The sequence below is a fragment of the Streptomyces kronopolitis genome (assembly GCF_014646275.1).
Taxonomy (GTDB): Bacteria; Actinomycetota; Actinomycetes; order Streptomycetales; family Streptomycetaceae; genus Streptomyces; species Streptomyces kronopolitis.
This window is the reverse complement of the sequence record NZ_BMND01000012.1, coordinates 167,981-194,939: the sequence shown is the minus strand read 5'-3', so window position 1 is coordinate 194,939 and position 26,959 is coordinate 167,981. Positions and strand designations below refer to the sequence as shown.

General features: G+C 69.3%; 20 protein-coding genes and 2 pseudogenes. 16 read left to right on the top strand and 6 right to left on the bottom strand.

The genetic code is table 11. From position 1 onward, the window contains the following. Nucleotides 1-328, top strand: a pseudogene (locus tag IEY78_RS16120) (transposase family protein); the annotation flags it as partial. 58 nt (nucleotides 329-386) lie between these two features. Here the strand turns inward: IEY78_RS16120 and IEY78_RS16115 are convergent. After that, nucleotides 387-1,035, bottom strand: a pseudogene (locus IEY78_RS16115) (transposase family protein); the annotation flags it as partial. 383 nt (nucleotides 1,036-1,418) lie between these two features. Here IEY78_RS16115 and IEY78_RS16110 point away from each other — a divergent pair. Both IEY78_RS16110 and IEY78_RS16105 read left to right on the top strand, forming a co-directional pair. Next, the gene (locus IEY78_RS16110) at nucleotides 1,419-2,267 is read left to right on the top strand and encodes an oxidoreductase (RefSeq protein ID WP_189098791.1); all 849 of its coding nucleotides are present in this window, start codon (nucleotides 1,419-1,421) and stop codon (nucleotides 2,265-2,267) included. Beyond that, entirely contained in the window at nucleotides 2,267-2,881 is a 615-nt protein-coding gene (locus IEY78_RS16105) for a TetR/AcrR family transcriptional regulator (RefSeq protein WP_189098789.1), read from the top strand. The genes IEY78_RS16110 and IEY78_RS16105 overlap by 1 nt, the downstream gene beginning before the upstream one ends. Before the next feature lie 911 nt (nucleotides 2,882-3,792). On the opposite strand, the gene IEY78_RS16100 is transcribed toward IEY78_RS16105, so the two are convergent. Both IEY78_RS16100 and IEY78_RS16095 read right to left on the bottom strand, forming a co-directional pair. Next, nucleotides 3,793-3,957, bottom strand: coding sequence for a hypothetical protein (locus IEY78_RS16100; protein ID WP_189098787.1), 165 nt, complete (start codon nucleotides 3,955-3,957; stop codon nucleotides 3,793-3,795). 567 nt (nucleotides 3,958-4,524) lie between these two features. Beyond that, the gene (locus tag IEY78_RS16095; protein WP_189098785.1) at nucleotides 4,525-4,758 is read right to left on the bottom strand and encodes a hypothetical protein; all 234 of its coding nucleotides are present in this window, start codon (nucleotides 4,756-4,758) and stop codon (nucleotides 4,525-4,527) included. Nucleotides 4,759-5,214: 456 nt separating this feature from the next. Between IEY78_RS16095 and IEY78_RS16090 the strand changes: the two genes are divergently transcribed. Further along, on the top strand, nucleotides 5,215-8,073 hold the full coding sequence (locus IEY78_RS16090; RefSeq protein WP_189098783.1) for an ATP-binding protein: 2,859 nt from the start codon (nucleotides 5,215-5,217) through the stop codon (nucleotides 8,071-8,073). Nucleotides 8,074-8,167: 94 nt separating this feature from the next. On the opposite strand, the gene IEY78_RS16085 is transcribed toward IEY78_RS16090, so the two are convergent. Further along, complete coding sequence (locus IEY78_RS16085; RefSeq protein WP_189098781.1) at nucleotides 8,168-8,713, bottom strand: helix-turn-helix transcriptional regulator; 546 nt, start codon at nucleotides 8,711-8,713, stop codon at nucleotides 8,168-8,170. Between the two features lie 878 nt (nucleotides 8,714-9,591). Here IEY78_RS16085 and mpaP point away from each other — a divergent pair. Together mpaP and IEY78_RS16075 are read left to right on the top strand one after the other, a co-directional pair. Continuing rightward, the gene (gene mpaP, locus IEY78_RS16080) at nucleotides 9,592-11,157 is read left to right on the top strand and encodes a daptide biosynthesis intramembrane metalloprotease (RefSeq protein WP_189098779.1); all 1,566 of its coding nucleotides are present in this window, start codon (nucleotides 9,592-9,594) and stop codon (nucleotides 11,155-11,157) included. A gap of 157 nt (nucleotides 11,158-11,314) precedes the next feature. Then, nucleotides 11,315-12,346 (top strand): hypothetical protein, encoded by a 1,032-nt coding sequence (locus IEY78_RS16075; RefSeq protein WP_189098778.1) that lies wholly within the window; start codon nucleotides 11,315-11,317, stop codon nucleotides 12,344-12,346. A gap of 546 nt (nucleotides 12,347-12,892) precedes the next feature. On the opposite strand, the gene IEY78_RS16070 is transcribed toward IEY78_RS16075, so the two are convergent. Next, nucleotides 12,893-15,709: an AAA family ATPase gene (locus IEY78_RS16070; protein ID WP_189098776.1), complete on the bottom strand. Its 2,817-nt coding sequence runs from the start codon at nucleotides 15,707-15,709 to the stop codon at nucleotides 12,893-12,895. 663 nt (nucleotides 15,710-16,372) lie between these two features. On the opposite strand from IEY78_RS16070, the gene IEY78_RS16065 reads away from it, so the two are divergent. From IEY78_RS16065 to IEY78_RS16055, 3 genes are all read left to right on the top strand, one after another. Beyond that, nucleotides 16,373-17,341, top strand: a complete 969-nt coding sequence (locus tag IEY78_RS16065) for a GlxA family transcriptional regulator (RefSeq protein WP_229699983.1) — start codon at nucleotides 16,373-16,375, stop codon at nucleotides 17,339-17,341. A gap of 287 nt (nucleotides 17,342-17,628) precedes the next feature. Next, nucleotides 17,629-17,856, top strand: a complete 228-nt coding sequence (locus IEY78_RS16060; protein ID WP_189098772.1) for a hypothetical protein — start codon at nucleotides 17,629-17,631, stop codon at nucleotides 17,854-17,856. Between the two features lie 79 nt (nucleotides 17,857-17,935). Further along, nucleotides 17,936-20,848 carry an AfsR/SARP family transcriptional regulator gene (locus tag IEY78_RS16055; RefSeq protein ID WP_189098770.1) on the top strand — a complete coding sequence of 971 codons (2,913 nt, stop codon included), beginning with the start codon at nucleotides 17,936-17,938 and terminating at the stop codon, nucleotides 20,846-20,848. Between the two features lie 22 nt (nucleotides 20,849-20,870). On the opposite strand, the gene IEY78_RS16050 is transcribed toward IEY78_RS16055, so the two are convergent. Next, nucleotides 20,871-21,008 (bottom strand): hypothetical protein, encoded by a 138-nt coding sequence (locus IEY78_RS16050; RefSeq protein ID WP_189098768.1) that lies wholly within the window; start codon nucleotides 21,006-21,008, stop codon nucleotides 20,871-20,873. A gap of 425 nt (nucleotides 21,009-21,433) precedes the next feature. Between IEY78_RS16050 and IEY78_RS16045 the strand changes: the two genes are divergently transcribed. The 7 genes from IEY78_RS16045 (at nucleotide 21,434) to IEY78_RS16015 (ending at nucleotide 26,908) form a co-directional block, all read left to right on the top strand. Next, nucleotides 21,434-22,216 carry a class I SAM-dependent methyltransferase gene (locus IEY78_RS16045; RefSeq protein WP_189098766.1) on the top strand — a complete coding sequence of 261 codons (783 nt, stop codon included), beginning with the start codon at nucleotides 21,434-21,436 and terminating at the stop codon, nucleotides 22,214-22,216. 13 nt (nucleotides 22,217-22,229) lie between these two features. Beyond that, nucleotides 22,230-22,943 carry a 7-carboxy-7-deazaguanine synthase QueE gene (locus IEY78_RS16040; protein WP_189098764.1) on the top strand — a complete coding sequence of 238 codons (714 nt, stop codon included), beginning with the start codon at nucleotides 22,230-22,232 and terminating at the stop codon, nucleotides 22,941-22,943. Nucleotides 22,944-22,979: 36 nt separating this feature from the next. Continuing rightward, complete coding sequence (locus IEY78_RS16035; RefSeq protein WP_189098762.1) at nucleotides 22,980-23,342, top strand: 6-pyruvoyl trahydropterin synthase family protein; 363 nt, start codon at nucleotides 22,980-22,982, stop codon at nucleotides 23,340-23,342. A gap of 37 nt (nucleotides 23,343-23,379) precedes the next feature. Next, nucleotides 23,380-23,970 carry a GTP cyclohydrolase I gene (gene folE / locus IEY78_RS16030; RefSeq protein ID WP_189098760.1) on the top strand — a complete coding sequence of 197 codons (591 nt, stop codon included), beginning with the start codon at nucleotides 23,380-23,382 and terminating at the stop codon, nucleotides 23,968-23,970. A 126-nt stretch (nucleotides 23,971-24,096) separates the two neighbouring features. Continuing rightward, entirely contained in the window at nucleotides 24,097-25,077 is a 981-nt protein-coding gene (locus IEY78_RS16025; RefSeq protein ID WP_189098758.1) for an aspartyl/asparaginyl beta-hydroxylase domain-containing protein, read from the top strand. A gap of 104 nt (nucleotides 25,078-25,181) precedes the next feature. Continuing rightward, on the top strand, nucleotides 25,182-25,886 hold the full coding sequence (locus tag IEY78_RS16020; protein WP_189098756.1) for a 7-cyano-7-deazaguanine synthase: 705 nt from the start codon (nucleotides 25,182-25,184) through the stop codon (nucleotides 25,884-25,886). Beyond that, nucleotides 25,883-26,908: an isopenicillin N synthase family dioxygenase gene (locus tag IEY78_RS16015; protein WP_189098754.1), complete on the top strand. Its 1,026-nt coding sequence runs from the start codon at nucleotides 25,883-25,885 to the stop codon at nucleotides 26,906-26,908. Before IEY78_RS16020 ends, IEY78_RS16015 begins: the two co-directional genes overlap by 4 nt. Nucleotides 26,909-26,959 lie beyond the last annotated feature (51 nt).

The following is a 26,959-nucleotide window of genomic DNA, read 5'->3' as shown; positions in this document are numbered from 1 at the left end:
TCCAGGATGCACATCCTGTCGGACGCGAACGGACTGCCCTTGGTCGTCGGCGTCTCGGCGGGGAACACCCACGACAGCCAAGGGCTGAAGCCGATGGCCGAGGGCCACCAAACGAGACACGACCCTCACCGCGGCCGCTACTTCAAACCCGAGCGCCCAGCGAACGGTAAGGGCGGCGTAGATGGTGGTCGAGCGCACCATGTCGTGGCTGTCGGGCTACCGCAGACTCAGCCCCCGCTACGAACGCGACCACCGCAACTACCTGGCCTTTCCCGGACTCGCCGCCGCCATCTGCTGCTACAAGCGATACGTACGCCTCACCACATAGGACACGGTCCAAGGGCTGTCCCGGATGGCCTCCGGTGTGATGGTGGCCAGGGCGGCTCCTCGACGCGAGCACGGACTTTCCGGTGGGAGATGTTGTGGTCCTCTTTCCAGGCTGGGAGTTCGGTCTGGCCGGGTTCGCGTCGGTGCGGGATGACCAGTCCAGCGCCCCGGTAACCACCGTCGGCGATCACCGTGGTGTGACCGACAGCGGCTTTTGCGCCGGAGATTTCCCATGCCTTGCAGTCGTTGCGGTTGCCCGGGACAGGCCCGCCGACGGCGGCAACGAACCGGCTGTAGGCGTCGATGACGACCTGGTGGTTGGCCGAGTAGCGGTAGCTTTTCGACTGCTCGGCGGCGGTGTGATCGCGGGTGGGGACCAAGGTGCCGTCCGCGATCAACACGGTGCCGTCGCGGAACCGCTTACGGGTCTGGAGAGCGAGTAATGGCCCGAGGTGGTCGATGATGCGGCCAGCGGCCGACTTCGACACCCCGAACAGCGACGCCAACTGACGAAAGGTCAGGTTTGTCCGCCAATACGCGACGCCAACAGGACCCGGTCCTCCGGCGGCAAGCTTCACGGCAGGCCCCTGCATGCCTGGTCGGTGCTTTCACGCCGCAAGGCTGTGATCAGCTTGCCGAACTGCTGTGGGCTCAGCCGGTGAACGGGGCTATCCAGGATGACTTCGACGCCGTGATCACACCAGACACGTGGGAATGATCCCGGAGGTGAACAGCCACCTGACGCTGACCAGCCCGTCTCCGCCGGCAGGACCCACCGAGGCGTCCATCAGCCACCGCTACTCGGCATCCTGGTAATGATCCGCGACGCCCGACCATGCCAAGCCACGACCTGCCGGATGTGGACGGTGACGGCCGGAGCGACTTCGCGGGACGGCACCACAGCTCACCAGCCAGTGCGCACAGCGGTCTGCGCCAGCGGGCCCCGATCTCGGTGCGGCCGGATATCCCCAGTCCAGGCGTGATGCCGTTGAGTATCCCAGAATCAACGTGGCGAAGGTGAAAATTGACACCGTGTAGAATTTCTGGGCGGGGAGCAGTCGGGCTCCCCGCGAGACCTTCCTGGAGGAGCAATGCAGAGGCAGAACTGGCTCATCACCGGCGTCAGCACGGGCCTGGGGCGTGCCTTCGCCCAGGCCGCCCTGGCTGCCGGTCACACCGTTGTCGGCACGGTCCGCTCGGAGGGGGACCTGCGGGCCTTCGAGGGGCTCAATCCCGGTTACGCTCGCGGCCGCATCCTGGACGTGACGGACGACCACGCCGTCTCGGATGTGATCACGGAGGTGGAGCGAGGCGTCGGCCCCTTGGATGTCGTCATCGCCAACGCCGGCTACGGCCTGGAGGGCACCTTCGAGGAAACCCCGCTGGCCGAGGTGCGGCGGCAATTCGAGATCAACGTATTCGGGGCAGTGGCCACCCTGCAGGCAGCACTGCCCCACATGCGCCGACGCCGCCGCGGACACCTGATGGCCGTCACCTCCATGGGCGGCCTCATGGCCGTGCCCGGCATGTCCGCCTACTGCGGCAGCAAGTTCGCCCTGGAAGGCATCCTCGAAGCACTGGGCAAGGAGGTCGCACAGTTCGGGATCCACGTGACGGCGATCGAGCCCGGCTCCTTCCGCACCGACTGGGCCGGACGGTCCATGACACGCGCCGCGCGGACCATCGACGACTACGACGAGCTGTTCGATCCCATCCGTGAAGCGCGCCAGAAGGCAAGCGGGAACCAGCTCGGCAACCCGGCCAAGGCCGGAGAAGCCGTCGTGCGCATCGCCTCGGTCGACCAGCCGCCGGCCCACCTCGTCCTGGGCTCGGACGCGCTGCGGCTGGTCACCACTGCGCGCACTGCCGTGGACGAGGACATCCGCGCATGGGAGACGCTCTCCCGCACGACCGACTTCGACGAGGGTGCTCAGCTCTGATGTCCAGCCACCACCCCGCGCGGAGCCGACGCAGCACCGAACGCAAGGGCGATCTGCGGGAGCGGGCCATCCTGGACACCTGCGAAGCCCTGCTCGCGCACAAGGGCTACAACGCCATGACCGTCGGCGACATCGCCCAGGGCGCCGGCATCACACGCGGCGCCCTGTACTTCTACTTCGGCTCCAAGCAAGAAGTAGTTGTGGCACTCGTGGCGCGTACCGTCGAGCATCTGTGGGAGCGGTCCCGGACCACCGCGCAGACCGACGAGCCCCGCCAGGCCATCGCAGAAGCCATGCAGCGCACGGTAGAGCTGTGGAACGAGCACGGCCTGGTCATGCGCACGGCGATCGACCTGTCGTTGACCGTGCCGGAGATCGGCGAGCTGTGGAGCCATACAGCGGACTTGTTCATCACGGCCATCACCGCCGTCCTGGAACGGGCCGGCATCCAGGACGGCACCGAACCAGAACAAGCCTCAGCGATGGCACGCGCCCTGTGCTGGATGATCGAGCGGACGTTCTACCACGCCTCACAAGAGTCCCGCGAGACGCTGCAAGGGGCATCCGCGACCTGCGAACACATCTGGCTGACCAGTGCCGGTCTGACCACCTGACGGACGGCCGTTCGGTGCAGCGGTGGCGGCAGGTGTGGGACGAAGGCTGTCCGCGGGATCTTGGGGCGCAGGGGCCGGCGTCGCTGCCGAGGCTGAGTGAGAGGCAGTTCGTTCGGGTGGAGGCGGCTGCATCCTGTCACCGAACAGGACCGGTAGGCTCTCGCTTCCGCGGATCTGGGTTGCTGCCCTCGCGGTGGACTTCCCCTTGTGCGGCCGCCCTGCGCCATTCACCGCTGATGGTGTGCGCTGCACATTCCGTGCGGACGAGCAGCCCGCAGGCAGGAGACGCTGCCGAAGACGGGGCCGGGTTCGAAGACCAATACCGCGCCCGGTAGTCGGGGTGGACGGCAGCCAGCAACTTCTTGCACAGATCCGCCTGCTCAGCCGGCGGCGCCTTGTGGAACTGGGTGGTCTCCGAGATCTGCTGTGTCACAGCCTCACCTCCCGGCTTGCGAACCAGCCTGTGTCCTCCAGGACTCAGCGGGCGTCCTCGGTGGTGAGGTGTCCATACGTGTCAGTCGTGGTGCTGATGCAGCAGGTCCCAGGACCGGAGACCATCTCGACGGGGGCGCCGTCCGGAGCATCCTGGTGGCCGCCCCGTGTCGGAACCAGTGTGGAGCGAAGTCCAACCCCCGATGCGGATGCGTAGCACCAGGTCGGCCTCACCGTCGGGGGCACTGCGTTTTCGATCACGACGCACTTCGACCTATGGGAGTCACAGGTCCTGGAGGCGGCTATCACTCACGGCTGTTCATGATCGCGGTTCGGTGGCCCTCCGTGGCTCCGAGCGCGGAAGTGATCCAGAACCACGGTTCGGCCGACGCCGACAGGCAGCCGGGCACGAGCCGCAGAAGTGAAGGGGTGCCGGGCAGGGCGGCTGGTCACGATCCGCCCCGCCCGGCATTCCTCTCTTACCAGCCTATGGCCGTGAGGATGGGGGCGATGGCACCGAGCAGGCCGGTGGCCAGGCCCAGGATGCCGCCCGCACCGGGAAAGGTCGGAGCGTCAAGGGCCTCCAGCTCCTCCACGTCCAGAAGCAGTGCGTTAGCGCTGTTGTGGTTTTCCATCTGATTCATCTCCTTGGTATCTGACACCAGGTGCGCTGTCAGTTCGCGGCGCCGAGCTGTGCTGCTGTCGGCGACAGAGAAGAGGACATCAGGAGGCGCGGTGGGCCCGCTTCACCCGCAGCGGGTGAGATCCACCTCGAGCCACGGCAGGGGGTGTTGGCGGGTGGGCTCGCATGCAAAGTACGGCGCATTCGCGATGGAATATCGTGGTCGCCTTGAGTGGTCCCGAAGGGGCCGTCGGTTTCGGCGGTCAGTTGGGTGGCCTCCAACGCGCTGCCCGGAGACCGGAAAACGCGAGGCCTGTTTTCTGCAGGGCGAGTGCATCACTCACCCGGAGCATGATGCGTTCCCCATCGTGCTCTTCTCATTGGCAGCCGCGTGGACGGCACGGCTGCGGGACTGAGAGCGCCTGACAGCCACCGGCCACTGCGCCGTCGTCCGGCACAAGAAATCGGCGCGGATGCCATGGTCAAGGTTTGATTGAGATGTGGTCACAGGGCTTGGCGTTTCAGGGCCGGCTGGATGATTGTTCGTAGCAGAGGGCGAGTCGTGAGTACCTGGCCGTGATGCCTCGGCCTATTTCAGCAGCCCGATGCGCTTCTCGACCGTGTGTCTGGCCCTGTATTTCTCACGGTCGAAGCTGGGCGGGCGTCCGTGGGCGGACGCTGACGGGGCGAGGCACCCGGAACGGTCCACAGGCTCGGTGACCGGCTGGCCGGCGGTGACGGCGGCGGCCAGGACAGGAAAGGAGGCGTCGATGGTGAGGCGGATCTTCGCGGTCAGGTCGCCGCAGGAGCGGGAATTTGACAAGTCCGCAATCGGCCCGGAACACGTCGGCGCTCTCCTGGCGCGAGCGCGGCATTCACGCCCGGACGGTCCGGGGCGGAAACGCCACGCTATGGTACTTGTACTTCACCGTTGTCCCGTCCGCCCCCACATTCATGGACAGTCGTAGTTTCAACTCGTGCCTCCGAACGAACTGACCGGCAGCAAGACCACTGCCCGGCGCAGCGACCACGACTGGTCGTCGGATGCGACAGTCGCCCAGGCGCGCGGTCGCGCCCACTCGTGAACGACACGCGTCCTCGCTGTCCCACTGGTTGAAGCCATGACCCGATGCTGCGCATCGACCCCGGAGACGTCCACCCCGAAGGGGGCTGGTCGATATTCCGAGGCTTTCGCCTGTGGGCCAGCGGGCCACGACGGTAGCGACGGACTTCAGAAGGCGTGAAGAACTGCCGGGCGTCACCGGCATTGAGATTGGTGGTGATCATCGTGACGGTGTTGGAGCGTGCCGCGGAGCTCGATGCCTTGGCCTCGATGGTCAGGGAGTCGCTCGGTGGCGGACGGGCGGTGGCGGTGGTGGAGGGGCCTGCCGGCGTGGGGAAAAGCGCTTTGCTGGCGTGGGCAGCTCAGCACGGTCATGACCAGGGGCTGACGGTGTTGCAGGCGAGTTGCTGCGCTGAGGAGCGGGGCCTTCCGTTCGGAGCCGTCCGTCAGCTTCTTGAACCTGCTGTCCTGGCGGCCGGGCCCGATGAGCGTGCATCGCTGCTGTCCGGTGTTGCCGAGTGTTGTCGGCGGGTTTTCGAGCCGGATGCCGACCACGTGCGAATCAGCACTGATCCCTCCCCAACCTCCTTTCCACAAATTCATGCTCTGTTCATGCTGGCACTGCGGCTGGCCGAGCGTGCACCGTTGTTGCTGCTGATCGACGATGTGCACGATGCAGATCCGCTGTCGCGGCAATGGCTGACATACCTTGCACGCCGTTTGCCCAGCAGCCGCATATCGCTGGGTGTCGCCCATCGCATGGGCGCGAACAGTGCAGAAGACACTTTGGTGGCAGAGCTCAGAACTCAACCGGGGTGCCGGTGGCTGCGTCCCTCGCCGCTCTCGCCACGCGGCGCCGCCGACTGGCTCGAAGACGCACTGGGCACCGAACTCGAACCAGAGGTGCATTCCCTGTGCCGACGGGCCACCGGCGGAAACCCCTATGTTCTGGGCGCACTTGCTGATGATCTTCTACGTAGTGGCATACCCGTAGTCAGGGCCGAGTTGCTTCGGCTGGAGGCCTTGATCGCCCGTAGCTTGATGCACCACCTGCCGGTTCTGATGCGGCGGCACTCACCCTCGGTTCTCAAGGTCGCCGCCACGGTGGCCGTACTGAAACGCGTCCGCGATATGGCGCTGTTGAGTGACGTCGTCCGCCTCGATCAGGTCGCTGTGGCCGGTGCGGTCACCGTCCTCGAACATGCGGGCCTGTTCGAGCCGGGACCGCCATGGCAGTTGCCCCACCCACTGGTGGCAGAGGCCCTGTTGGCACAAGTCGGCGAGGCGGTGGGCAAGCAACTGCGAGCCCAAGCGGCGAGTTCACTCGTGGCCCTGGGCGGAAGCGATACGGAGGTTGGCGACCTGCTGCTCGCCACCGAACCGGAGGGCCTTCCGTGGCGGGTTCAGGTGCTGCGGGCAGCTGCCCAACAGGCGATGGACCGGTTCGATATGCGCACGGCCAGGGAGTATCTGGCCCGGGCTTTGCGGGAGCCGCCCGCCGAGGCCGACAGGGCGCAGATCCTCGCCCGGCTACGCATTACCGAGGTCCACACCAATCCGGCGGCTGCGGACAGGCTACGCACGGCGGTGGCAGAGGAGGCGGAACCGGCAGAGCGTGCCCGCCTGGTCCCGCACCTGGCTGGGGCTCTGACCCGCACCGGTCATGCGGAGGAGGCCATCGGCCTGCTCGACGCGTTCGCCGCCGAGATCCCTGAAGCCGATCAGGAGTCGCTCTACCGGCTGTGGGCACAAGGCATCCTGCTGCTGCTGGAGCAGAGCCCGATGCTGGCAGACATGTGGATCACTCGGGGCAGCATCGGCCAGGGCCTCAATGGGCACACCCCCGGGCAGCGCTTCCTGCTGGCCACGCTCGCGTTGCAGACGACCCTCACCGGCCGGGGTTCGCACACCGCCGTCATCCTGGCCGAACACGCCCTGGGTCGGTTCGACCCGCCTACCGACCCCATGCTCACCGGGGCCTTCGCCATCATGGCCCTGCTCCATGCCGACCGGTTGAAGGAGGCAGCGCGCTGGTACAAGGAGCTGATCGCCAATGGGCTGGAAAGGCAGCCTCCGCTGCTGCGGTCGTTGGTCCTGTCGCAGCGAGCGAAGTTGGCGTTCCGGCTCGGAGACCTCCACTCTGCGCTGGAGCTGGGCAGAGAGGCAGTCACCCTGGCGTCGGCCGATCAGCGCTACCGGCCCTACGCCGCGGCCCAAGTCGTCCATGCCCTGCTCGAACTCGGGGACATCCCGGAGGCGACGCGGGTGTGCCGCTCCGCCTTCGAGGAGCCCGTCGGCAACCACTGGAGCTGGACACCGCTGCTGGCTTCACGAGCTCAGCTACGGCTGGTTCAAGGCCAGCACGAAGCCGCCCTGGGCGACCTGGAGGAGTGCGGCCGCCGCCAGGTGGCCGGCGGCTACGACAATCCTGCGATGGCCCCTTGGCGCTCTCAGGCCGCCCTGATCCACGGTCACTTCGGTGATCTTGCAACCGGAACACGACTGGCCCGGGAAGAGCTGGAACTCGCGCGTAAGTGGGGTAGCCCGCGCACGATGGCTGCAAGCTTGCGGGTCCTCGGTATGCTCACCACAGGTCCGTCTGCCCTCGAAGCCCTCTCCGAGGCGGTCACCCTGCTGGAAACGACGCAGGCACGCACCGATCTCGCCCACGCTGTCACGGATCTGGGGCAAGCCTTGTACGAGGCCGGCCAGACCGAGCCAGCCCGTGCCCGGCTCCGACAAGCCCTCGCCCTGGCCGAGGCGTCCTGTGCCCAACCCCTGGCCGAACGTGCATTTCAAGCATTGCTCGCCACAGGAGCACGTCCACGCCGGAAACGGCAGTCAGGAATCCACGCACTGACGGACAGAGAGCGCCGCATCGCTGTGCTCGCCGCCGAGGGAATGACCAACCAGCAAATTGCTGCTGAGCTATTCATCGCCCGCCGGACCGTGGAGTTCCACCTCACCCGCGTCTATCGCAAACTCGGCGTCGATGGAAGAGCCAACCTTGCCGAAACGATGACCGAGCCCGAACAACCACTCCCACAGAACTCACCCGCGCCTCTTCTCCCATAGTGAAAGTAGACGGAACGGCCAGGTGAGCATCGAGGGGGAGCGCGGCGCACAGTGCGACCGGGGCGAGGCGGCACCGCCCGCTATACGTCATCCGCTACAACAGCCCGAGCTGTTGCGCAACGCGAACCCCCGACCGTCGATCGCCGACACCCAGTTTTCGGTAGATGCTTTTCAGATGCGTCTTGACGGTGTTGATCGACACATGCTCGCTCCCCGCCATTTCGTCCACCGTCATCATCTCTGGGAGCAAGCGAAGGAAATCAAGCTCGCGGCGGGTAAACGGCACCTCGCGCGTGCCGGACTCTGTCTTTTGCTCCGGGTGTCCAGGCTTCTCACCCATCAGGGCCAGCAGCTCCCGCACGTATTCGTTGCGGCCGAGCCGTTCACCCGCGTAGGCCAGCACCAGCTCCCGGCACCAGTGCTGACTGTCGACGAAGAGGCATCGGAGTCCGTGGGGGGCAGCCAGCAGCGCTTCCCGTAGCGCACGCAACGCATCGTCGGTGGCTTGCCGCCGCCAGTACCAGTGGGCTATCTCCAGCCACACCGTTGCCTGAAGTGTTCGCGAGATCTCCGCATCTGGCCACGGGAGCGCTTCCAAGTCGGCCAGCGCGTAGCCGACTGCACCGGACAGCAGACCCATGCGGGCCATCGCGAGCTTCGGCGCGGGGTCGAGACTCGGCCCCACTGGACCAGCGGCAAGGGCCGGGGCCGGCGTTTGAAGCCAGTCCGGTCCGGAGCCGTCGCGTGAGCTTCCATCTCCATACTCCATGAAGCGCCTTTGACTTTGTACGAGTTCTCATTTCGTGCCGTTGAGAAGTCAACGTGGCGTGCGCGCTGACCGAAAGGGCTCTTTCCTCTTCCTTCGGAAAGTCCGGTAAGGCGTTGCAGACAGCCAGGGGGGCAGCGGCAAATACCTACGGACATGTCGCGTGCATGCCATCGCCTGTGCATGCGCCACCCACGCCGAAGCTGACAGGTGGCGATGCACGACCGTTCATTTCACCCGCTGCGGGTGAGGCGAGGCTCCCCGGATCGCTGATGTGCTGTTCCCGTCGCCGACAACACAGTTCTGCGCGGTCACCAACGTCGCACCCGTGACGGCTGCCACGCCCAAGACGAGGAGTTGCCACAGATGGGTGCTGCGCACACCACGGCCCCGAACCAGCACTGGTAAGTCGAGGAATCGGAGGCGCTTGACGCCCCGACCTTCTCCGGTGCGGGGAGCCCCTCACACTTCCCGCCGGCCTGCGCGGAGGCACCCCCTCCTCAGCTTCACGGCTGGTAGGGAAGCGGCCGGGTGGGGTGGACCGTGGCCCGTCCATGTGGGGTGGATCGAGCCCCGTCCGCCCCACCTGGCATTCGCCTTCGTCCCTTTACCCCCTGCGAGAGAGCCTTTCCATGCCAGCGAGCACTTCCCCACACGAGCGCGGGACCACTGCTTCCGCGGTTGAGCAACTGCCCGCCCACCCTGCCCGGCGGGAGGGCGTGGAGATCGGCCGGGACGACGCTGAGGGAGCCGTGCTCGCGCACCTGCCCGACGGCCGTCACCTGCGGCTCGGCCGCGATGCCGCGGCGCTCCTGGCCGGCCTCGACGGTTCACGGACACGCGAGGAAGTGCTCGTGCAATGGGCCGCCGTGGTGGGCGAGCAGAGGGCTTTGGAGCTGCTGACGCGGTTCGATGCCCTGGGACTGCTTGATCTCCCCGGCCTGCCGATGTCCGCCTCAGACCGGCGGGTCAGCTACCGCAAGCCGATGTCGTTGCAGCTCACGTTGCTACGGCCGGAACGCTTCACAGGCCGCCTGCAGGCCTTGGGAAGGGTGCTGACCCGACAGCCGGTTCCGCTCCTCTACGCCGTGCTGCTCGCCGGCGGAGCGGGCGCCGGACTCGTGGGGAGGGGGAGCCTGGTCCGCGCGGTATCCGAGCCGGTCCCCCTGCACATCACCGTCATCCTGTCCGCAGCCGTCATCGCCGTCAGCGTGCTGCACGAATTCGGCCATGCGATCGCGCTGGCGTATTTCGGCGGCCGGCCGCGGCGTATGGGGGTGATGCTCTTCTACCTGGCCCCCGCCTTCTTCTGCGATGTCTCGGACGGCTGGCGGCTGGCCGCACCTAGACACCGGGCGCTGGTGGCGCTCTCCGGTGTGATCGTGAACGTCGGGGTGGCGGCGGCCTCCGCGATCGCGGGGGTGCTGAGCACCGGGGACGCGGCGACGTTCTGGTGGCTGCTGACCGTGGCCAACCTGCTCGTCACGGCGTTCAACCTGGTGCCCTTCGTCAAGCTCGATGGCTATCTCGCCCTGATGGCCATGGTGGACGTACCGTTCCTGCGCCAGCGGGCGATGGCCGACGCCCGGGGGTGGCTGGGCCGCGTGTTCTTCGGCTCGGCGTGTCCTGCGAAGAGACTCGATCGGGCGTGGTCGGTGCCGTTCGGGCTGTGTGCACTGGCTTTCCCGGTGCTGCTGGTGGGCGCTGTTCTGGCGCAGGTGTTGACGGCGGTTCTGCCGTGGGGAGCGGTCGGTGCGGTGCTCTCGCTCGTGGTTGTGCTGCTGGGCGCGGGCTGCCTGCTCTACGGCGCGGGCCGGTTCGCCGGATCTGCCATGTGCTCCCGATCGCCGAGGGCCGGCACGCCACGCCGGCTGCTCGGGGTGATTGTCCTGGTCGCGGCCGTGGTCGTGCCGCTGGCCGCGGTCCAGGTGGAAGTCTCGGCGACGGGCGGCTATATCGCGACGAAGGGAAGGACCGTGCTGGTGCTGCCCGACGAGGGGCGTGCACGCGGACTCCGGCCGGGTGACCACGTGCTCTTGAAGTCGGTCGGCCTCTTCCGCAGCCCGGTTGTCGCGACCGCCACCGTGGACAGCGGACCCTCCGGCCGGGCCACTGTCGCCACAGCCGCGCTCGGCCCGATCAAGGATCTGCCCGGTCGCACCGAAGGCACCCGTTATCCGCTGCGCAACATCAGCGACAGCAGCGGAATGCCTCTGTCCGGCACGGGCTATGCCACGGTCGCCACCGGCCGTACCAGTCTTGCCGAATGGCTCTTTCGCACCCACCTGCTGGCGCCGTTGCGCACCCTGTCGGACTGAGGCCGGAACAAATCCCGCCTCCTCAATGCGGCTCTCGCCCGCGAATCACGTAGAACCTGCCGGCGATTCCCCCCCGGCTTCGGTCGGCGATGAACCCTCCATCCCCTCTCTTCGGAATCATCCGAGCCACGTCAACTGCGAAGGAGAACACCGCATCATGGGCAACAAAGGACGACACCGCAAAGACACCAAGGTGGACCGCGTCCGAGTCCGCTCCACACTTGGCCTGGCGACTCTCGCTGTTGTCGGCGGCGGGGCCCTCGCCCCGTCCGCTCAGGCCGCTGAAGGAACATCCGCCCCGGTCAGCCAGCCCGACGGCGCCCAGCAGGCCCCTGAGGCCGCGCAGAGTCAGCAGCCGGCCGATGCGCCGGTCAATCCTGCGAGCGAGGACGGCCAGGTCGCCACGGTGAGCGAGATCCGCCCCGGCAAGTTCGGCACAGGTGGGGCCGTCGGCCAACTTGGTGAAGGCGTGGAGTTCGGCTCGAAGGAATTCATCGAGGCTGTACGCAAAGATCAAGAAACCTACGCAGAGGGACCGGAGCTCAAGCAGGCGGATCAGCTGTCCTTCGAACTGAACAACAACCAGGGTCATCCGTTCGCGGGAGGTGACCTTCCGGTGACCCAGGAATCCCTGGAGAGGGCCTGCGGAACCATGACCGTGCCGGAAACCGGGTGCAGGTTCGACATCACCAGCACCCAGCCCGCGCCGCCGGTGGACGCCATAATCCCGAAGACTGACGGCAGCGTTAACAACTCTAAAGACGGGAGACCTTACAAGTACACCAAGACTGAAGGAGAGACCACAACCAAGGGATGGGAAGTATCTGCGAGCGCGAACATCGGCGGCGAAGTCCCGGGGGCGCCCGCAACGTCTACCACACCCGCGGGCGTGAAGACGGCCATCCAAGCGGGAGTGACAGCCAAGTACGGCGAATCTACTGCGACATCAACAACCGAGGCCACTGAGCACACGTTCCAGATACCCGGCTATAGCGAGGCCCAGCTCATCCGAAGGCAGCCTCGGGTGCAGGTGGATGGGAACCTCGTGCTCCAATTCGCTGAACCTTTCCGCGGGCAGACCGAGTACTCCGTTCCCGTACAGCGCACCATGAACGATCCCAAGTCCGGGCCGCAGGTCGTCATGCAGACGCGTCCGGTCGGCTCTCAAGATCAGTGGAGCAACGGATAGATCCGGCCAGCGACTCTCACTACCTGCGCCCCGAAGCCACTCGCCATCGGGTCAGGGCACTGCCCTTGACCCCGCGGCGTGACTCCGGTTCGGCCTGACGTGGTCTTGAGAACCTGTTCCTGCGCCCGTCGTCCGTTTACAGGGGCGCAGCCGGTAACCGGCAGCGGCAGACAGGAACGCGGAAGTGCCTTCCGACCTGGGAGGCACTTTCTGCGTGCACACCACCAGGTCGCTTCCCGAGCTCGTCGTCTCGGTAGACGATCAGGGGGTGGTCTATGTCGGCACGCTGTTCAAGACATGGGGCACGTCGGCCTCTTCCCCGCGTACGTGGACGTGCTGTGCCTGGTCTCCTCCGCCGTCTACTTTCGACTGCCGGAGACTGCCCACAGCCGCCACCAGCTCGCGTAGCTCGGTGGCCGTCCGCGGCCGGTCGCCTGGGTTTCCACAGCGTCTGCGGACGGGACGCACAACCTCGCGCCTGCGAAGTTCTGTCTTCGTCTGGTGGCGCGCAGGTAGCGCAGCGCTGACCCGCGCACGCCTCGGCCCTCAGCCTGTTCCTTGTCCGTCGGTGTCACAAGTGCGCTGCGCGTCCCGGGCGCCGGTCAGCGAGGGGCCCGCCGTGTCGTCCGCGGTCAGTGCCTGGCTCAGGGCGCTGCGTCGCCGGATGCCCAACTTGCGGTAGCTGTGGGTCAGATGGGTCTCCACGGTGCGGCGGGCGAGATGCAGCAGGTCCGCGATCTCCGCGTTGGTGCGGCCTCCTGCGGCCAGTTCGGCGATGCGGCGTTCGCTGTCGGTGAGCGAGGCGGCACCGGTTCGGGTCGCCGGACGGCGGGCGCCGCTCGCGCGCAGCGCCTCCTCCGCCAGGTCCCGCAGCCGTATCGCGCCCAGCCGTTCGGCGATCTCGGCCGCCTCCCGCAGGATGTCGCGGGCGCGGGACGACTCGCCCGAGGCGGTCAGCTGACGGCCCAGGGCCAGCAGCGCCGCCACGAGCTCCAGGCCTGCCGGGCCGCCTCGCAGCAGCCCCACCGCCTCCTGCGCCAGGTCCAGGCCCTGGCGCCCGCCGATCGCGGTGCCGAGGACACGCAGAGCCCGGCCCACCGTGCGGGGGGTGTCCCACACCCGGGCCAGGCGCAGTTCCGCCTCGACCAGGGCGACCGCCTCCCGTGGGTCGCCCAGCGCCAGATGGCACTCGGCGGCGGCCGTGCGCCACGGGGTGACGACCGGGCTGAACACCTCCCGGGCCGACTGGCGGCGCCCGCACTCCAGGAAGTCGTGCAGTGCTCCCGCCGGGTCACCGGTCGCGGCACGCAGCTCCCCGCGCGCGTACAGGAACCGGATCAGCTCCCATGACCCCGGCGCCGTCCGCAAGTCGAAGGCGTCGGCGAGGCGTTCGGCTTCGGCGACGCGGCCCGTCTGGACGAGCGCCGACAGCGCGTGGGCGTGGGCGTTGGTCGGGTTGGCGGCGGCGGGCGGCGGATCGGCCAGCAGCCGCGCGTAGTCGGCCCGTGCCGCGACGATGTCCATACGGGTGTTGACCAGCGCTTCCTGCATGGGGTGCAGGACGTCGGGGCGCTGCCCGGCCAGACCGCGCTCCACCAGCCCTTCGGCCTCGTCGAGTTCGTCGGCCCATTGGGCGACCGCGGCGGCCGTCCCCAGCAGGTACGGCTCGGACAACAGGTCGGCAGGTTCCGCCAGCAGGGCGCGCAGGCGCAGCATCGCCTCCTCCGCCGAGCTCTGCCCCGCGGTGACCGCGTACTTCACCAGGAACGCGTGACCTGCCGTGCTGACCGACTCCGGCGCGCGGTCGGCCGCCTCGGCCAGCCGCTTGTACGCCTCCTGCCGCACCGCCTGGTCGGTCTCCGACAGTTGCAGAAAGGCCTGCCGTAGGACGCTCACCAGGTCGGGACGCTCGGCGAGTGCGTCGTACAGCGAGCGCAGCATCTCGACCCCCGCGCGGGTCCTGCCGCGGCCGGTCAGCGCCGTCCCCAGGGCGACCGCGGCGCGCACCCGTTCCTGCGGCGGCCCCGGCAGCCGCATCGCCTCGGTGAGCGTCAGGATCGCGGCCGAGGAGCCGGGCACCGCGTACTCCAGCGAGCCCAGTTCGGTCAGCAGGCGTTGTCTGCCCTCGTCGGAGAGGGGTTCGGCCAGAGCGCGGCGCAGGAACGCCACCGCGTCCTCGATGTGCCCCTCACGCAACGCCAGGCAAGCGGCGTCCTGAAGGACCGGCGCTGCCCAGGGCACGTCCACCACGTCGGTGAGCAGCAGTTGACGGGCGACGAGCTCGCTGGAGGCACCGAGGTGCAGCATCGCCTCGGCGGTCTTCCGGTGCGCGGCGCGCCGCCGGTCCGCGGGGACGCCGGCGAGCACCGCGTCCCGCAGCAGCGGGTGGGCGTAGCGGGCGCGGCCCATGTCGTCGGGGCGCAGCAGTCCGAGGCCGGTCATCGCGGTGATCCAGCCCGCGACCCTGGCCGGGTCGGCGCCGGAGAGTTCGGCGAGGAGGGAGGGGATGTGGAGGGCGGGGAACCCCGCGCCGGCGGAGGGCTCGTGGTCCCAGCCCTCGTCCAGGATCGCCAGGGTCCGCGCCACCTCCGCGGTGGCCGGCCCGGCGCAGTCCAGCCACCACTGTACGGCCGCCGGGAAGGCTCCCGGGTACAGCGCCGCGGAGGTGCGCGGCACGACCGGGTGGCTGCCGTCGGAGAGGTCGTCCAGCAGGGCGCGCAGCAGCAGGGGGCTGCCCGCGCCGGCCCGTACGCAGTCCTCGATCCAGGCGTCGTGAGCGTCCGGGAAGACCGAACGGGCCGCCGTCGCGGCCGCGGCGTCGGACAGCGGGGGCAGGGTGTGGGTGGTGACCAGGGCGGGGGAGAGGCTGTGGGCGAGGCCCTGTGCGGGCGGGTCGACGTCGTACTGGCTGCGCTCGGTGACCGCGAGGACGATCGGCAGCCGGTCCATGAGCCGGGCGGCCTCCGCCAGCCAGCGGCGGGACGCCGCGTCGGCCAGGTGCACATCGTCCACGGTGATCAGCAGCGGCGGCTGCTCGGCGTACGACCGCAGCACCCGCCACAGTCCGGCGGTGGTCGCCTGCTCGTCGCCGCCCGATACCAGATCGGCGAACAGGGGTACCGGGCCCTGGAGTTGCAGGAGTGCGGCGAAGGGAACCGCGGAGTCGCCGGCGGAGCAGCGGACGCGCAGCACCCGCATGCCGTGGGCGGCGGCCTCCTCGGCGGCGGCCTCCAGGACCGTGGTGCGGCCCGTTCCGGTGGCACCGCGCAGCAGGACCAGACGACCGGTGCCCGCACGAGCGCGCTCGGCCGCGGTGGCCAGCAGTCGTGCCGCATCCCGCGGTGCACCTGCCGGTCCGGACATCCCTGCCTCCTTGTGTGGACGTGAGCGTCCTCATTTACGAGGACGGATCGCGCCGGAAATGGATGCGTGATCCAGACCGTGAGAAGAACCACCAGGATCGCTCACCTGTGCGACGGAACCGGGAGGTCGCTTCCGCCATCACGTGCCCAGTGTCGTGGTGGTGGCCGGCCGATCTCGTGGTCCGTGTCGTGGTGCTCCACGATTGCCCTGGTCACAAGCGTGACATGAGTGTGAAGAGCCTCCGCCCCCTCTGGCACCACAGACGTGGCGGGCTCGCACAAAGGAGGCAGGGTGCTCAACTCGTTCCGAAGGACACACGTCGGTACAGCAGCAGGCCCCGCCACGCCGCCGGTCCGGTTTCCCATGGCGGTGCGCGCCCGGTTGGTGAAACAGCGTCAGTCTGCTTGCTCGTTACGCCCCTCGTGCCGTGTGGCAGCGGGCGAGAAGCGACCCGAGGGCGAACGCCGTGTCGCTTCTGCGGTGTTGGCCGGTCCGAGTGCCGGAGCGGTTTTTACCGTCACCACCTCCCGTCCCCAAGTGCCGTGCCCGCCGCGCCGCCTGGCGCCGTACCCGCCCGAGACGGCGCCCGGCGCCGGGCACTTGGCGGAGATCGTCATGTTTGTGTCCTTGCCGCCAAATGGTGCGGCGGGCCATGATGACCAGGTGACACAACGGCGCGTCGTCTTCCTCCTCTATCCGCAGTTCCAGGTACTGGACCTGGCAGGACCGCATGAGGTGTTCGCGCAGACCGAACAGTGGGTGCCCGAGGGGGAGGGCTACGCCGTCGAGATCGTCGCGGGCGGCGCCGGAGCGGTGCGGGCCTGTCACGGGATCGACATCGCGGCCGGCAGCGGCGTCCAGCAGTGCCAGGGCCCGCTGGACACCCTGGTGGTCGTCGGCGGACCGGGTGATCGGGAGGCGGTGGACGACGAACTGCTGGTCGGCTGGCTCAAGGAGGCGGCCGGCCGGGCCCGGCGGGTCGCCTCCGTGTGTACGGGCGCGTTCCTGCTCGCACGGGCCGGACTGCTCGACGGGCGGCGCGCGGTGACGCACTGGGCGGCCTGTGAGCGGCTGGCCCGGGAGCACCCGGACGTCACGGTCACCCCGGACCAGATCTTCGTGCACGACGGGGCGGTGTGGACCTCCGCCGGCATCACGGCGGGGATGGACCTTGCGCTCGCCATGGTCGAGGAGGACCACGGGCCCGAGGTCTCCCGGGCCGTCGCGCGGATGCTGGTGATGTTCGTCCAACGCCCGGGCGGGCAAGCGCAGTTCAGCACCCAGCTCGCCGCGCAGCGGCCCACGCGTCAACCGCTGCGGGACGTGCAGGCCTGGGTCACCGACCACCTCGCCGAGGATCTGACCGTCCGGGTGCTGGCCGAACGGGCCGGTATGAGCGAGCGCAACTTCACCCGGGTCTTCCGCGCCGAGACCGGACTCACCCCCGCCGCCTACGTGGAGACCGTCCGGGTCGAGGCCGCCAGGGCCCTGCTGGAGACGACGGACACCACCATCGACGCGATCGCCCGGTCCTGCGGCTTCGGCCACGCCGAGACCCTGCACCGCTGCTTCAAGCGGACCCTGGGTGTCACACCGGGCCAGTACCGTCACCACTTCTCCCGGGCAGGTTGAAGGAGCGCCCGGATCCTCCACCGCGGCGAGAAGCCCGCGCACCACCAGTACGTCCCGTCGGGCGCCCCCGCGCACCGCGAGACGCGGAGCACCCTCGGCCCTCGGCAGCCCCGGACGCCGTCATGACCGTGTGACGGCGTCGCGCCGGCCGCACCCGGCACGCACAGCACAGGGAGCGCGCGTGCCGGGTCGGCGCACCCGCACACCACGGCCTCGCTCTCCTCCAGGCGCGCCGCACCCTTCCTTCCGTCTCCCCTTCCGCTACACCGCTGATCGGAGCAGTCTCGATGAACGACACCACCTCGGTGGGGATCTCCCCGCCCCGGAAGACCGCGGCGGGTGGGCAGCCGTGGGACGGCGCGCCGACGTCGGCCGCGCCCGCGCCGGGCCCGGCCCCGGCCGCCCTGGTACGGCTACGCCTGTCGCGTGGGCGGGTGGAGGTCACCGGGCGGCGGTCGGCGGCGGCCGGGCTGCTGAAGGCGCTCGGCCACGCGGCCGACGGTTACGACTTATGAGACAGGTCGGTATGCGTTCCGCCCAACTTGCAAGCCGGACCACCTCGCCTGGCTGATACCCCACAGAAGCAGGTCATGCATGGCAGTCTCATCAGGTTTCGACGGCAATGGCGCAGCAGCGGCTCCCATCCGGGTGCTCGGGCCGCTCGAAGTGTGCGGCGAGCGGGGGCCGGTATCCGTGGCGCCCGGGCGTCAGGAGATCGTCCTCGGGGCGCTGGTGCTCGAACTGAACCGGGTGGTGGAGACGACCCGTCTGGTGGACGCCCTCTGGGCTCACGACCCGCCGAAGACCGCACGCGCCCAGGTGCAGATCTGCATCTCCCGCCTCCGCAAGGCACTTTCGGACGGGGGAGTGGACGCCATCATCGAGACCCGCGCGCGCGGGTACATCCTGAGGGCGGCGGAGGACGCGACCGACATCGGCACCTTCCGTCGCCTGGTGGCAGAGGCGCACGCCCTGGCCCGTGACGGCCGGAAGATGCCGGCGGTGGAGAGGCTGCGCTCGGCGACGGGCCTGTGGCGGGGCCGGTGCCTGGCCGGGCTGCCCAGCGAGGCCCTGGCCGGTACGGCGGCGCAGTGGGACGAGCGGCGCCTGGAGGCGGTGGAGACCTGCATGCGGCTGCTGCTGGAGCTGGGCCGGCACGAGCACCTGGTCGGTGAGCTGATGCAGCTCGTCGGCTGCCATCCACTGCGGGAGCGGCTGCGGGGCCACCTCATGGTGGCGCTGTACCGATCGGGCCGGCAGGCGGAGGCGCTGGACGCCTACCATCGGGGCCGCGCGATGCTCGCCGAGGAACTGGGCCTGGAGCCAGGAAGGGAACTGCGCGATCTGGCGCAGGCGATCCTGACCGACGACCCCGGCCTGGCACTGGAACCTGCCGCACCGCGGGCTGTCGCGCCGGCGCTGTGCTCCGAGGCCGCGCAGGAGCGCGGTGCCGACCGCGACCCGGTCGTCACCCCCAGGCAGCTCCCCGCGGACATCGGCGACTTCGTGGCCGACGGCACACTCGTCTCGGCGGTCGGCGACGCCGTCACCGAGGGGCAGGACAAGGGGCAGCTGAACGTGGTCCTGGTGCTCGGCGGACCCGGTGTCGGCAAGAGCACGCTGGCCAGGCATGTGGCGCACCGGCTCGCCACCGAGCACTTCCCGGACGGACAGCTCTACTGCGACCTGCGGGAGGCGGGCGGACAACTGGTGGGTCCGGCACAGGTGTTGGGGCGGTTCCTGCGCGCGCTGGGTGTCCCGGGCCAGGCCATACCCGAGGCGCTCGACGAGCGCGCGGAGATGTACCGCAGTCTGCTCGCCGGGCGCCGCATCCTGGTGCTGCTGGACGACGCGGTCAGCGAGTCCCAGGTGATGCCGCTGCTGCCCGGAACCGGCAGCAGCGGCGTGCTGGTCACCAGCCGCGGCCAGCTCACGGCGCTGCCGGGCACCCGCAGGTTCGACGTGGAGCCGCTCGGTCAGGTGCAGGCCGTCCAGCTTCTGGGGCGGATCATCGGAGAGCAGCGTGTGGAGAGCGAGCGGGAGGCGGCGGGGGACCTCATCCGCCTGGTGGGCGGGCTGCCCCTCGCGCTGCGCATCATCGGCGCGCGCCTGGTCGCGCGCCCGCACTGGTCGCTGACCTCCATGTGGCACCGGCTGGAGAACGAGCAGCGCAGGCTGGACGAGCTGGCGCACGGCGAGCTGTCGATCCGGGCGAGCCTCTCGCTCAGTTACGACGGCCTGGCGGCGGCCGACCGTCGGCTGTTGTGCCTGCTCAGCCTCGCCGAGGGGACGGAGATTCCGAGCTGGCTGGGTGCCGCCCTGCTCGACGACACCACGCCGCACCCCACCGACCTGCTGGAACCACTCATCGACATGCGGCTCCTCGACATCACCGCGACGGACCGGGACGGGGAGTTCCGGTGCGGAATGTGGCACATCGTGCGGATGTTCGCGCGCGAGCGGCTGTCCGAGGAGAGCACCGAGGCGGAACGCGCCGGAGCGGTGCGGCGCATGGTCGGTGGCTGGATGGCCCTCGTGGAACGGGCGCACAAGGAGATCTACGGCGGTACGTACACCCTCGTGGCCGGCCGGGGCGAGCGGTGGTATCCGCCGGAGGACCACGTCCGCAGCTGCCTCCGCGACCCCCTCGGGTGGCTGGAGAGCGAGCAGGGCAACCTGCTGAACGCGGTCGAGCTGGCGGCCCGGTCCGGGCTGGACGAGTTGTGCTGGGAGCTGGCCACGGCCCTGGTGACGCTCTTCGAGGCCCGCGGCTACCCGGAGCTCTGGGAGCGCACCCACCGGGTGGCGCTGGCCGCCGTGCAGCGGACCGGCAACGAACGGGGCCAGGCGGCGGTGCTCGGCTCGCTGGGGACCCTGCACCTGTACCGCGGCGAGCACGAGGCGGCGGGCCCGTACCTCAGCGCCGCTCTGGAGATCTTCGAACGGGTCGGCGAGGTGCGCGGCCAGGCGCTGTGCCTGCGCGACCTGGCCCGCATCGAGCGCCACCACGGTGACGACGACCGGGCACTGGCCCTCTACGAGAGCGCCGAGCGCCACTTCGTGCGGGCGCAGGACGTGATCGGCCGGGCGTACGTGCTCGGCGAGATGGCCCACATCACCATGCGGCGGGCGGACTTCACGCGCACCCGCTCCGCTCTCGACGAGGCCCTGGGCATCTGCCGGTCGGCCGGCTTCGGCCGGGGCCAGGCCCTCGCACTGCGGCGGCTGGGCCAGATGCTGATGTACCAGGAGCGGTACGAGGAGGCGGAGCGGACCCTGCTCGAAGTCCTCGCCATGGTGGGGGCGAGCGGCGACCTCGTCGGAGAGGGATATGTGCTGCACGACCTCGGCCGGGTCAACGCCCATCTGCGTCGCACGGACCAGGCCGTCCGGTACTACTCGCGATCGGCCAGGATCCGGGAGCGGATCCTCGATCACAGTGGGGCCGCCGCCGTCCGGGCCGACATCGTTGCCATCCTGGGCAGGCCGATGACGCCGGTCTGCTGAGGCCGAAAGGAGTGCCGGCCGGTCACGTCCACGGCGTGTTGCCGAAGGGCGTGTCGCCGGCCGGCACGGCCACCTGGCCCTGCGCCACGCCGTGCCCATGTCCTGGTGCGCCCAACACCGGTACGACAGCGGCCTCCGTGGCAGCCGGCAACTTCGTCATGGCCCTCTCCGTTCTTTTCGCCGCGCGACCCGGTTCGCGATCCGACCGGGCGTTGCTGTCATCAGCGTGCACCCGCCGCCCATCGCAGCCGCATGCTCGCGCTATCACCGCCTTATCCCGGCCCGGCCCCGCCGTGGATGCGCCGTGATGCCGGGCCGATAGGGCGGCGCCGGAGAGTGGGTCCTGCCGACCTCGGCGCCCCTTCAGGGGACGGCCTCAAGGAGTAGTGCAATGACCGTAGTGACCCGGGACGCGGTGAAGTCCGCCGCGTCCGGCGTCCCGGAAACCGAAGCGCAGCGCAGTACAGCGTCCCCCGCGACAGCGGCGACGGACCTGGTCAGGGAGTTCCCACGGAGAAGCGGGCAACCGGTGCGTGCGCACCGGGGCCGTACCTCGACCGTGGCTCAGCGGAAGGTGCACGGCCGATGACGATGGACGCGGAGTTCTACTCCCGAGTGGCCGAGCGGTTCGGCGGCTACTTCAGCGACGCGCGGAGCACCGACGTGTTCCCCGACGGCCGCCCGGACACCGCCTTCGACGAACTGGCGACCGCACTGGGAACGCCGCACGCCCGGCTGCTGGATGTCGGCTGTGCCGACGGACGCAGTCTGCTGCGCGTCGCTCCCGCGTACGGAGCCGTGACCGGGATGGACCTGTCGCCGTCGATGCTGGAATGCGCCGAACGGTACCGGGCGGAGGCGGGCCTGTCGCACGTCACCTTCTCGCTGTGCGACGCCGCCGACACGGGACTGCCCGACGGATACGCCGATGTCGTCACCTCCCGCCGCGGTCCGCTGATCGTCCGTGAGATCGAGCGGGTGCTGCGGCCCGGCGGGGTCGTGATGTACATGGGGATCGGGGAGCAGGACGCCCGCGAGCTGAAGGAGACGTTCGGCCGCGGCCAGGACTTCGACAGCTGGAAGGGCACGCCCCTGTCGGAGCGGATCGCCCAAGAACTGTCCGACGAGGGATTCGTCGTGACCCGCAACCAGGCTTTCCGGTTCGAGGAGTTCTACCACTCGCCGGAGGACCTGGACACCTTTCTGCATCAGGTGCCGATCGTCGACAACTACGACTCGGCGGCGGACAAGGAAGCGTTCGACCGCTATGTCGCCGCGGTCTCCGTCGAGCAGGGTGTCCGGCTGAGCCGGCACTGGTTCATCGTCCGGGCGCAGAAGCCGGCGGCCGTCGAGCCGTCCCCCTCCTAGGAAACGGTGCGCCATGGAACAGGAACTCGTGGTCAACGAAGTCTTCGGCCCCACCGTCCAGGGCGAGGGCCGGTCCCTGGGACGCAGGTGCTCCTTCCTGCGGCTCGGCGGGTGCAATCTGTCGTGCACGTGGTGCGATACGCCCTACACATGGGACTGGACCGGCGTCGCCGAGAGCGGGGTCGCCCACGATCCGCGCAAGGAACTGCACCGCCGCCGGGTCGACGACGTCGTCGCGGAGTTGCTCGCCTTCGACACCGACCTGATAGTGATCTCCGGCGGTGAGCCCCTGGGGCAGCAGGAGCGCCTGATTCCGCTGGTGGCGGCACTGACCGGACGTGGCAAAGAGATCGAGATCGAGACCAACGGGACGCACGCCGCGCACCCCGAACTCGTCGCCGCCGGCGTCAGGTTCAACGTCTCGCCGAAGCTGTCGCACTCGGGTGACCCCCGGCACCGCAGGATCGTGCCCGACGCGCTCACCAGCCTTTCGGCGCTGCCGGGAAGCACGTTCAAGTTCGTCTGCCAGAACACCCGCGATCTCGACGAAGTGGCCGAGCTGGTCGCCGCCTTCGACCTGTCCTCGGTGTGGATCATGCCGATCGGGCGCAGCGCCGACGACGTCACCAAGCACATGAGCGAGTTGGCCGACGCGGTGGTGGAGCGCGGCTGGAACCTCACGACCAGACTTCACACCTTGGTGTGGGACGACAAACGCGGCGTGTGAGCACGGCACGCGCGAAGCGGAAGGAAAACCGGATCGATGGCATTTCGCATCACGAAGAAATTTGAGTTCTCGGCCAGTCATCGGCTTGCCGGCCTTGCCCCTGAGCACCAGTGTGCCCGGATGCACGGGCACAACTACATGATCGAGTTGGAGCTCGGAGCCGCTGACGCGGACCTGCTGCCCGTGGGATTCGTCCGGGACTACGGAGAGCTGTCCGCGTTCAAGACCTGGCTGGACGACACTCTCGACCACCGCCATCTGAACGAGGTGATGGACGAGAACCCGACGGCCGAGAACATGGCGGCCTGGATCTACCGCACGTGGTCGGTGACGTTTCCCGAGTTGACCTGCGTGCGTATCTCGGAGACCCCCAAGACGTGGGCCGAATACCGGCCGTGACGCCGGAATTCCCGAAGCCCAGAAGAAAGGTGCCAGCATGTCGGTGACAAAATTGGACCTCAACGGTGACGCGACGGCGTCGCGGACGACCGAGGACCCACTGGTCGGTATCGCCCGCCAGCTGTTGGAGGAGATCGGCGAGGACCCGACTCGCGACGGGCTGCGCGACACGCCCGCGCGGTTCGCTCGCTGGTGGCGAGAGTTCATCAACTACGACCCGGGTTCGCTGGGCACGCTCTTCGAGTCCATCGGCACAAGCCAGCTCGTCGTCGTCTCGGGCATCCAGGTCTGGTCGCTGTGCGAGCACCACCTCCTGCCGTTCAACTGCTCCGTGACGATCGCGTACCGCCCGACCGGGCAGCTGCTCGGCCTGTCGAAGTTCGCCAGGGTCGCCCATCAGTACGCGCACCGGCTGCAGGTGCAGGAGCGCCTCGTGGACCAGATCGCGCTGGAGATCAGCAATCTGAGCGGCACCCCGGACGTCGCGGTCATCGCGAAGGGCGAGCACCTCTGCATGTCGATGCGCGGCATCAAGGCTCCCGCGCAGATGACATCGACCGCCTACCGCGGCGATTTCAGCACGGACCCGGGACTCCGGGGCGAGCTGTTCGACCTGCTCCGGGTGTGACGAGCCGCCGACCGACGCGAGCAGCGGCCCCGCCGGCTCATCCGGAGCGGGGCCGACCGCCCGCGCGTCACCGGGCCGCCGGTCGCGGCACCGGCGCCCCGGCCCGGTCGACATGAAAGGACAACGATGAACGTGGACGATTCCATGACGCCCGCGGGAGCGGCCCGGCTGCTCCCCGCGCTGGACGCCGACCGGCTGCTGGCCGACCTCATGACGGCGCGCGACCACCTGTGGGACGAGCAGAGCTCGCACGAGAACGGGCGGGTGTCCCGGTGGGCCGGGCAGGACTGGCGCTGCCTCCCGGTGCGCAGCCCTGGTGGTGACAAGACGCGCACCGACCCGGGGGGCCCCGGGAGCGCGGAATACGCCGACACCGAGTGGCTGGACCACATGCCGTACGTGCGGGAGGTCCTGCGCTCGATCCCCGCCCCCCTCTACGCGGTCCGGTTCCTCGATCTCGGACCCGGCGTCGTCGGATACCGCCACAACGACGCCAAGTTCGCCCCGGACTGGGGCGTGGCCCGGCTGCACATCCCGGTCACCACCCACGAGGAAGCCTCGCTGGACCTCGACGGAGAGATCCACCGCTGGCAGCCCGGTGAGTTCTGGTTCGGCGACTTCAGCCGCAAGCACCAGATCCAGAACCTCGGTCCCGAGCATCGGGTGCACCTCGTCGTGGACGTGCTCGTCACCCCGGAGCTCGCACGGCTCTTTCCGGCTGACTGGGCCGGCTACTTCGACGGTCCGGAGGTGCTCTACAACCGTCCGGCCGTGGCCACCACCGACCGGGAGCGGGAAGCCGCACGGTGCTCGTTCGACGCGCCGGCGCACCTGCTGGAGATAGAGGTGTTCGGGTCGCTCACCGGCCCGCAGCCGCAGGTCACCTTCCACCTCGTCGACACCGGCACCGGCCTTGCCATCCGGTCTCCCCAGGACCACCTCTTCCCGCTGGTGGCGCTCGGCGACAACGAGTACCGCCTGGTCGGCTGGAGCGAGGAGCGCACCGTCACCACGAGGCTGGACGGTCCGCGGCCCGAGGTCGAACTGACCTACCGCAAGGGCCGCCGGGCGACCCGGCTGCGCGTCCCGGCCACGCCGGCGGCGTGACGGACGCCCGGACGTCCACCGCCCGCCTGCGTGCACAGCGCACCGCTGTCCTGGCCCCTTGAGTACTGCTCTTCCCCTTCTTTCCTTCAGCCGGAAGGCGACGCATGCCGAAAACTGTTGCCATCGTGTCCGGAGGCCTGGACTCGGTCACCATGGCCTACCACCTCCGGGCACAAGGGCACACCCTCCACCTGCTGTCCGTGAACTACGGACAGCGCCATCTCGTCGAGCACGAGTTCGCCGCGAAGGCGGCCGGCGCGCTCGGGGCGTCGCACGACATCGTCGATCTCAGCCCCGTCGGCAGGCTCCTGAGCGGCTCCTCGCTCACGGACCCGGCCGTCGACGTACCGGATCACAAGAAGCCGGACCACGCGGACGGGGCGTCCGGCACGAGCCCGAACGTCGTCCCCAACCGCAATGCCCTGCTGCTGTCGGTCGCCTTCGCGGTCGCCGTCGCCCAGCAGGCGGAGGCGGTGGCCGTCGGGGTGGTCGACGACCTGCAGGCCGCGCCCGACAGCAACGCCGCGTTCATCGACTCCTTCCTCGCCATGGAGCGGATCGCGACCCGCGGCTACGCCCATCCCGACCTGAACCTGACGGCGCCGCTGGTCAGGCTGCGCAAGAGCGATGTGGTGTCGCTGGGCGAGGAACTCGGCGTCCCCTGGACCGACACCTGGAGCTGCTTCCGCGGCGGCACCCTGCAGTGCGGCCGATGCGCCGCCTGCACGGAGCGGCAGGAAGCCTTCCGGGACGCCGGTGTGACCGATCCGACGACCTACCGGACCAGCGACTCGAAGGAACTTCCATGACCGACACCTTTCCCGTGCTCGACCTCCGCGACGCCGCCGGTACGGACGAAGCCCGGGCAGAGTTCCTGAACCGGCTGCGCGAGGCCGTGCACGAGATCGGCTTCTTCCAGCTCGTCGGCCACGGCATCGAGGACGCCGACGACATGCTCGAACTCACCCGCAGGTTCTTCGCCCTGCCCGAGGCCGACCGGCTCGCGCTGAACATCCTCGACTCGCCGCTGTTCCGGGGCTACTCCGAACTCGGCCGCGAACACACCAAGGGCATTCCCGACCAGCGCCTGCAGCTGGACATCGGACCGGAGCAGCCCGCGAGCCCGCCGGCGCCCGGCGATCCCGCCTACCGGTGCCTGATCGGCCCGAACGAGTGGCCCGAGGCGATGCCCGAGCTGCGTCCGGCCATCGAGTCGTGGATCACCCGGCTGACCGACCTGTCGCATCGGCTGCTGCGGCTGATGCTGGAGGCGCTGGACGCCCCCGCCGGGTTCCTGGACGACGTGGTCGCTCCGGATCCGCAGATCCACCTCAAGCTCCTGCACTACCCCGGCCCCGCGGAGCAGAGCGATGACGACGGCTCCGGCCAGGGCACCGGCATCCACAACGACCTCGGCCTCCTCACCCTGCTCGTCCAGGACGACAACGGCGGCCTCCAGGTCGCCGTCGAGGACGACCGGTTCGCCGACGTGCCGGTGATCCCGGGGGCGTTCGTGGTCAACCTGGGAGAGCTGCTGGAGGTGGCGACGCGCGGCTACCTGCGCGCCACCAAGCACCGGGTGATCCGGCCCGCCCCGGGCGTCGACCGCTACTCCATCCCCTTCTTCTACAACCCCCGGCTGGACGCCACGATGCAGCCCCTGCCCAGCCCCTATGTCGAGGGCGCCGGCGGAGTCATCGACGTGGCCGGAAACCCGTTGTTCGCCCTCTACGGCGACAACGTCATGAAGGGGCTGATCCGCTCCTTCCCCGACATCGTGGCCCGCCACCACCCGACGCTGGCCGCGGGAGCCGGGTCCGGGAGTTCCTGACACCGGGCGGCCGGGCGCCTTCGCACCGCCCGGATCCGGTGGCCGGGTCCG

Bases quoted from the DNA above. Each gene is read 5' to 3' on its own strand.
- IEY78_RS16025 (WP_189098758.1), top strand. From the start codon at position 24,097: ATGAACGTGGACGATTCCATGACGCCCGCGGGAGCGGCCCGGCTGCTC.
- IEY78_RS16035 (WP_189098762.1), top strand. From the start codon at position 22,980: ATGGCATTTCGCATCACGAAGAAATTTGAGTTCTCGGCCAGTCATCGG.
- IEY78_RS16055 (WP_189098770.1), top strand. From the start codon at position 17,936: ATGGCAGTCTCATCAGGTTTCGACGGCAATGGCGCAGCAGCGGCTCCC.
- folE (WP_189098760.1), top strand. From the start codon at position 23,380: ATGTCGGTGACAAAATTGGACCTCAACGGTGACGCGACGGCGTCGCGG.
- IEY78_RS16060 (WP_189098772.1), top strand. From the start codon at position 17,629: ATGAACGACACCACCTCGGTGGGGATCTCCCCGCCCCGGAAGACCGCG.
- IEY78_RS16015 (WP_189098754.1), top strand. From the start codon at position 25,883: ATGACCGACACCTTTCCCGTGCTCGACCTCCGCGACGCCGCCGGTACG.
- IEY78_RS16075 (WP_189098778.1), top strand. From the start codon at position 11,315: ATGGGCAACAAAGGACGACACCGCAAAGACACCAAGGTGGACCGCGTC.
- IEY78_RS16045 (WP_189098766.1), top strand. From the start codon at position 21,434: ATGACGATGGACGCGGAGTTCTACTCCCGAGTGGCCGAGCGGTTCGGC.
- IEY78_RS16100 (WP_189098787.1), bottom strand. From the start codon at position 3,957: ATGAATCAGATGGAAAACCACAACAGCGCTAACGCACTGCTTCTGGAC.
- IEY78_RS16040 (WP_189098764.1), top strand. From the start codon at position 22,230: ATGGAACAGGAACTCGTGGTCAACGAAGTCTTCGGCCCCACCGTCCAG.
- IEY78_RS16085 (WP_189098781.1), bottom strand. From the start codon at position 8,713: ATGGGTCTGCTGTCCGGTGCAGTCGGCTACGCGCTGGCCGACTTGGAA.
- IEY78_RS16105 (WP_189098789.1), top strand. From the start codon at position 2,267: ATGTCCAGCCACCACCCCGCGCGGAGCCGACGCAGCACCGAACGCAAG.
- IEY78_RS16050 (WP_189098768.1), bottom strand. From the start codon at position 21,008: ATGACGAAGTTGCCGGCTGCCACGGAGGCCGCTGTCGTACCGGTGTTG.
- IEY78_RS16070 (WP_189098776.1), bottom strand. From the start codon at position 15,709: ATGTCCGGACCGGCAGGTGCACCGCGGGATGCGGCACGACTGCTGGCC.
- IEY78_RS16020 (WP_189098756.1), top strand. From the start codon at position 25,182: ATGCCGAAAACTGTTGCCATCGTGTCCGGAGGCCTGGACTCGGTCACC.
- IEY78_RS16110 (WP_189098791.1), top strand. From the start codon at position 1,419: ATGCAGAGGCAGAACTGGCTCATCACCGGCGTCAGCACGGGCCTGGGG.